Origin of the sequence: Lamprobacter sp. (assembly GCF_034860625.1) — a bacterium.
In the GTDB taxonomy this organism is placed as follows: Bacteria; Pseudomonadota; Gammaproteobacteria; order Chromatiales; family Chromatiaceae; genus Lamprobacter.
In genome coordinates this window covers 1-3,273 of sequence record NZ_JAYESN010000296.1, presented here as the reverse complement: position 1 = coordinate 3,273, position 3,273 = coordinate 1, and the positions used below count along the sequence as shown (strand labels likewise).

The window sequence follows — 3,273 nt, the reverse complement described above, 5'->3', positions numbered from 1 at the left end:
CCCGAGCATCTTCGGATAGGCGGTCTGGCAGCCCGAGCGCTGTTTCAGCCGCCGCGCGCCGGTGAGGTGATCGGCATGCACATGGGTCTCGAGCGTCGCCATCAGCGTCAGCCCAAGGTCCTTGAGCACCTGCAGATCCCGCTCGACGGTATCGATGACCGGATCGATCAGGATCGCCTGACGATTTTGCTCACAGGCGATCAGATAGGTGTAGGTGGCGGAATCGGATTCGAACAGCTGCTTGAAGATCATGCGGGAGAGGCCTCTGGATCGGGTGGGATGGCCTCATTATCGTCGCTGGGTCACGCGCGTTTCCAGGAGACGGCTGAGAAAAGATGGCATTTACTACTGAACCGACGGCTTACGAGAAAACCATCCTGTCCGATCTGCAGGGCGCTTGGCAGTGCCTGCGCGCTGACGTGGCGGCCAACCCAGGGTTTGAAGGCTGGGAGCGCGCGCTGTTTCACATCGATGAGGCCATGAGCTGGGAAGCCGTTCGCGACCTTCGACAGATGCAACGCAGCTTGATCCTCGTGCGCAACATCCTTCAGCAAGGCGCTGAGGTCCCGCTGGCCGTGACGGAATCCTTGGACGCTGTGAACGAACTCATGGACGAGACGCTGGATGCGCTCGCGCAGGGTGAGATCGGTTGAGCTGACCTCGCTTCAGCCCTGAGTCCGCTCAAGCCTCGTTGACCACGGATGCCGCGCCCACCCGCAAACGCCTGAACAGCAGCAGCGCGCCGATCAGGAAGGCGCACTCGATCGCAAAGGCACCGCCATAGGCGAGCAGCGCCACCTCGCCGGTGAGGTGATTGAGCCCATCGACCAACCCGGCACCGAGCAGGTTGGCCAGCGCGCGGCCGAGCTGGAAGCCCAAGCCCCAGACGCCGAGCAAGAGTCCGGCGCTTTGCGTACTGGTGAAGTCCACCGTCTGCGCCAACAGGCTGGCCGCGGCCAGTCCGGTGCTCAGTCCAAGCCCGAGCACACAGCGCTGCAGCAACAGCGGCTGCTGCAGCATACCGGCCAGCACCACACCGGCGAACAGCGGCATCAGCAACACGATGCCCAGCCGGTACAGCCGTGCCAGTCCCAGCCAGGGGATCAGCACCAGGCCAGAGACCAGGATCGCCGCCAGCGCCCCGAGGCCCCAGAACATCGTCAGCTGCGTGGTCGCGGCCACATCCATGCCCAGCACCAACCCGGCATAGGGTTCCATCAGCACATCCTGCATCTGGGTGCCGAGCAGGGTCAGCGCGATCACCGCTAGGAACAGCCGTGCTTTACGGATCGTTCCAGACCAGGCGCCGGAAACGCGGCCAGAAGGCCCCTGCGCGCGCCTGCTCGGCGGCCTCGCGCAGCCGGTCACTGCGCGGCTCCTGGCCGAGGGTGGCGAGCACCGAGAGCACCATCGCCAGCAGCGCCAGGATCAGCACCACCAGCACCAGGCGCTCGGCACTGTAGGGACGCAGGGCCAGTCCAAGCAGTCCGGCGCCAAGCACCATCCCAAGCAGCTTGACGACCTCATAGAGGTTCACCGCCCGCGAGCGCGCCACGCCGGCGGCAAAGCGATCGGTCAGCAGCGCCTGAAAGGTATTGCCGGTGAGATTGCGCCCGATGCCATAGAGCAGCAGCCCGAGCAGGATCAGCGCCGCGGTCGGACTGAGCGGCGCCGGGGTGCGCACCACCAGGGCGACCGACAGCGCGACCCCGATGCCGGCTAGGAGTGCGCCGACGATCAGATAGGGCTCGCGGCGACGACCGCCGAGCGGATAAGCATCGGACAGATGCCCCAGCCAGATCCGCACCGGCGAGATCAACAACGGGATGGCTAAGAACAGCCCGGCCAGGATCACCGGCAGGCCAAGCTCGATCACCATCACCCGGTTGATCACGCTGCCGGAGAGGATCGAGAGCAGGGTTAAACTCAGCGGCAGCCCGGCGAGGCGGATCAGCGCTAGTGGGCGGTTCAGACTGCGGCTCACTGCACCGCGAGCACGGCCGTCGCCAGCGCCTTCTGGATCTCGGTGACGTTATCGGCACCGCGCAGGGTCTTTGAGACCGGCTCGCTGGCCCCCGAGACCCACACCTTCAGCTCGGCATCCAGATCGAAATGCCCGGCGGTCTCGACCGAGAAGCGGGTGATGGCCTTGTAGGGGATCGACAGGTACTCGACCTTCTTGCCGGTCAGCCCCTGTTTGTCGATCAGCAGCAAGCGGGCATTGGTGAAGATGAACTGATCGCGGATGACCTTGAAGGCGACCTCGATGCTCTCCTCGGCAGCGAGGATGGGTTCGAGCTCATCGGCGAGCTGGGCGGGATCGATGGTGGAGGCGTTGCCAAGGAGGCCGCTCAAGAGTCCCATGTGATGGCTCCATCGGTGGTGTTGTCGCGTCACAGCTGACGCTCGCTCAGGCATGGACCTGTCATGTTGATCTTAACCCGTCTCCTCGCCCGGCATCCCTGCAATGACTCTCCCCGGCGGAGCGAGCCGTGCCCGGAGCTGGTGTGTTCCCCGAGCAGGATCAAGGAGCATCAAGTCACTGCCGCACATCGCACTCGCTGCCGATCCCTGACCGCGAGCCTGCTGTGCGCAGCATCCAGCAGCCGATCAAGGCACCGGCTGGAATGGTCAGCCAGCCAAAGAGTGCAAGGCTAAACAGGCTGAAGACGATCGCCCCGATGATCCCCTGCAGCGGGTTCATTGGCGGCTCACCCTGAGAGGCCCCGCCGGTGAGCCAGCTGTGATCGAGCCAGGCACCCAGGATGAAGAGCCACCAGCAGAGCAGGTGTGAGAGCAGTCCTGCGAGCGCGCCCGTGAACAGACCCACTCGGCAGCCTGTGGTCTGGCGCCGCTCAACCCGCCAGCGCCAAAGCCCGAAGCCCGTGACAAAAGCAGCAGTGCTCGAGTACACAAAGAAGAACGCCCAACCGTCGCCGATGGCTGACCAGGAGACATAACCACCCACAGCCAGCCCCACCAGGGCAAAGCATGCGGCAAAGTGCAGGCTGCTGGAGCGCGGCGGCCAACGCCGTGTGTTCGAGATCAAACTCTCCAAGGCACCCAAGTCCTCGCGTGGCTTCTATCAGCTCATCGAGGATATCAAGCCTGATAGCGCAACGGTGGGTGATCGCGCCCATCGACGAGCCCTTCGCGTCCAGTGCCGGGGTTTGGGCGATGGACCCTGGCTCGGCGATCGCAAGCTGGCGATGACGCCGAGCGCATGGCGATCCGAGACCGTCAGCAAGACCGCTGCGCGATCGAGGCCACCAG

Annotated in this window: 6 protein-coding genes and 1 pseudogene; 2 read left to right on the top strand and 5 right to left on the bottom strand. The window is 64.7% G+C overall.

The features are described 5' to 3' along the window. Nucleotides 1-252: MBL fold metallo-hydrolase (locus VBE63_RS26450; protein WP_323685986.1), on the bottom strand; the 252-nt coding region annotated here is incomplete at its 3' end. 83 nt (nt 253-335) lie between these two features. Here VBE63_RS26450 and VBE63_RS26445 point away from each other — a divergent pair. Beyond that, complete coding sequence (locus VBE63_RS26445; RefSeq protein ID WP_323685985.1) at nt 336-653, top strand: hypothetical protein; 318 nt, start codon at nt 336-338, stop codon at nt 651-653. 28 nt (nt 654-681) lie between these two features. Here the strand turns inward: VBE63_RS26445 and VBE63_RS26440 are convergent, their stop codons facing one another. The 4 genes from VBE63_RS26440 to VBE63_RS26425 form a co-directional block, all read right to left on the bottom strand. Continuing rightward, nucleotides 682-1,263 carry a PucC family protein gene (locus tag VBE63_RS26440; protein ID WP_323685984.1) on the bottom strand — a complete coding sequence of 194 codons (582 nt, stop codon included), beginning with the start codon at nt 1,261-1,263 and terminating at the stop codon, nt 682-684. Between the two features lie 19 nt (nt 1,264-1,282). Beyond that, a complete protein-coding gene (locus tag VBE63_RS26435) occupies nt 1,283-1,984 on the bottom strand; it encodes an MFS transporter (protein ID WP_323685983.1) in 702 nt (233 codons plus the stop codon). Continuing rightward, nucleotides 1,981-2,364, bottom strand: coding sequence for a PH domain-containing protein (locus VBE63_RS26430; protein WP_323685982.1), 384 nt, complete (start codon nt 2,362-2,364; stop codon nt 1,981-1,983). The genes VBE63_RS26435 and VBE63_RS26430 overlap by 4 nt, the downstream gene beginning before the upstream one ends. A 175-nt stretch (nt 2,365-2,539) precedes the next feature. Next, nucleotides 2,540-3,049: a hypothetical protein gene (locus VBE63_RS26425; RefSeq protein WP_323685981.1), complete on the bottom strand. Its 510-nt coding sequence runs from the start codon at nt 3,047-3,049 to the stop codon at nt 2,540-2,542. Here VBE63_RS26425 and VBE63_RS26420 point away from each other — a divergent pair. Further along, nucleotides 3,036-3,273 (top strand): annotated as a pseudogene (locus VBE63_RS26420) (hypothetical protein); the annotation flags it as partial. The gene VBE63_RS26425 and the pseudogene VBE63_RS26420 sit on opposite strands and share 14 nt — an antisense overlap.

Bases quoted from the DNA above. Each gene is read 5' to 3' on its own strand.
- VBE63_RS26445 (WP_323685985.1), top strand. From the start codon at position 336: ATGGCATTTACTACTGAACCGACGGCTTACGAGAAAACCATCCTGTCC.
- VBE63_RS26430 (WP_323685982.1), bottom strand. From the start codon at position 2,364: ATGGGACTCTTGAGCGGCCTCCTTGGCAACGCCTCCACCATCGATCCC.